Source organism: Okeania hirsuta (assembly GCF_003838195.1).
GTDB classification, from domain to species: Bacteria; Cyanobacteriota; Cyanobacteriia; order Cyanobacteriales; family Microcoleaceae; genus Okeania; species Okeania hirsuta.
The window spans coordinates 1-1,904 of sequence record NZ_RCBY01000531.1; the positions used below are offsets into that span (position 1 = coordinate 1).

Annotated in this window: 2 protein-coding genes; both read right to left on the reverse strand. The window is 32.6% G+C overall.

Features of this window, described 5'->3' with window-relative positions:
- Positions 1-771 precede the first annotated feature (771 nt).
- Positions 772-963: a hypothetical protein gene (locus D5R40_RS36715; protein ID WP_124147125.1), complete on the reverse strand. Its 192-nt coding sequence runs from the start codon at positions 961-963 to the stop codon at positions 772-774.
- Between the two features lie 46 nt (positions 964-1,009).
- Positions 1,010-1,507 (reverse strand): hypothetical protein, encoded by a 498-nt coding sequence (locus D5R40_RS32550; protein WP_124147124.1) that lies wholly within the window; start codon positions 1,505-1,507, stop codon positions 1,010-1,012.
- Between the last annotated feature and the right edge of the window lie 397 nt (positions 1,508-1,904).

The window sequence follows — 1,904 nt, forward strand, 5'->3', positions numbered from 1 at the left end:
CCAAGTAATGCGTGAACACCCCCGTTGACGGTGGGGTATTAAACCCACAAAGAAAATGATAAAATACCCAACATAATTTTATAAGGGCGTGGAATAGACTTGTCGCTTTATAACTTAAAAATTCCCCAAAAACCTTGTTCTGTAAGGATTGTAGTTATTGGATGGCAAAAATGCTGGGAATTATTGCTCTGTCTAGGTTAGAGTGATTTTTTCCCTTTATTTAGCGACAACTCTAATGTCTCACCCATCATTAGGCTATTTTATCCATAGTTATACTTCTTTTTTTTCTATTTCCCTAATATTCAACCGAGAAAATAATGATAAATTTGCCAACTTAGAGACGGTTGATTGATAGAAAAAGTAGAGTATGTGGCGATACCATTTATTATGTATTCAAGCATTTATGGAAGTTTGGCCATCACACACTGTAACAATGGAGTGTGTTATACCAAATTAATAAATTTTTGCTACAAAGAAATAGGTTATTTCTTAGGAATAAACCCACCTCTAACCTTTCTCAGGAGGGGAAGTCAGGAGTCATAATAAATAGCTTTGATACCATTTATTAGGTCATAATTGATATTTTTACTCCAAGGGACATCTCCTATAAAGTCATTTAATTGTTCTGATTATTCGTAAAATTATTTTTCCAAATTGATATTACTCCCTTCCCGCTATAAGATTACCTAACAATTGACTAAGGCATAAATATGGTGAATTATATTTTGAATTTGTTGTGCTGTTTGAAGCTGATTGAATTCAAAGTATTTTTCATGCCTTATATTGAATTTGTTCCATATTTACACCCAAGGGAAGATGATGCAGCAGTTTCATTGTTAACAGATAAATAATATATTCAGCTAGATTAAAATTAGGAGAATAACTCGGAGTATCAATAAAATCTACCACAATTTGATTTGACATTTTGGGTTCCACAAGATGTGCAAGTAATTGAGTTCTCATTTTCTTTTTATCTGTGGAATTTTTATCTCAAATAATAGTCAGTTGATCAAATCCATTTTTGACACAAAAAAGACACAGTTGTCAAAAATAATCTGAAACATCCTCCGATGAGCGATTTTTCTTTTAACTGGAAATACTCTTGACCTGTCAAAGTATCTACGGCAATCATCCCGTTCAATTTCTTTCTCTTTCCTTTCTGATTACTGAGTACTTTTGACCCTGTGTTCTTTTCTGCCCATCCGTAAAAAATACTGGGACGTTCATCAACAGCAAATTCGTCAAAAAATACTATTTTTTTCTTTTTCTTCTTGAGAAGAGAGTTTTTTTTTAAGTTTGATATCAATGTTTTTTGCTCTTCTTTGTGAGCATTAGCATCATCTCTATGTGCTTTTGGATTTGACTTATTTAACTCCTTGAGTATTTCATAGATTCTGGTTATTTTTAACTTCACTTCCCATCTTGACTCGAGCACAGTACTAATAATTTGGCCTGTCCATATATTTCTATCTATGCCATAGTTTCTGGGTAATTCTTCCCTAAACATTCTTTTTAATTCTTGTTTTTGTTCTCAATTTAATCTTGAAGATACTTGATGACAAATTGGTTTGGTTAATTCATTTAACCCTGCTTCCAGAAATTTATCTATCCAAGTTGATCAAGTTTTGTAATTACAATTTAATAATTCTGATACTTCTATTCTACTTTTTCCCTCATATAGGTATCTAATTGCTAGTAATCTTTTCCTTAAATACTGTTTTTGATGTTTGTAGTATAGTTTTGGCCATAAATCCCAATCCAGTTGGCGAACTGACAAGTCAGCGCAAGCTATCGCTTCACCTAAATGTCCTATTTTTCAGTAATTTATATCATGTCCGGATAATTAGTGATAAAAAAACTTTCTCCTTCTTCATTCTTTCTACCCTCCTGTCTCCTGTCTCCTG

Coding starts and splice junctions, on each gene's coding strand:
- D5R40_RS32550 (WP_124147124.1), bottom strand. CDS start 1,507: ATGTTTAGGGAAGAATTACCCAGAAACTATGGCATAGATAGAAATATA.
- D5R40_RS36715 (WP_124147125.1), bottom strand. CDS start 963: ATGAGAACTCAATTACTTGCACATCTTGTGGAACCCAAAATGTCAAAT.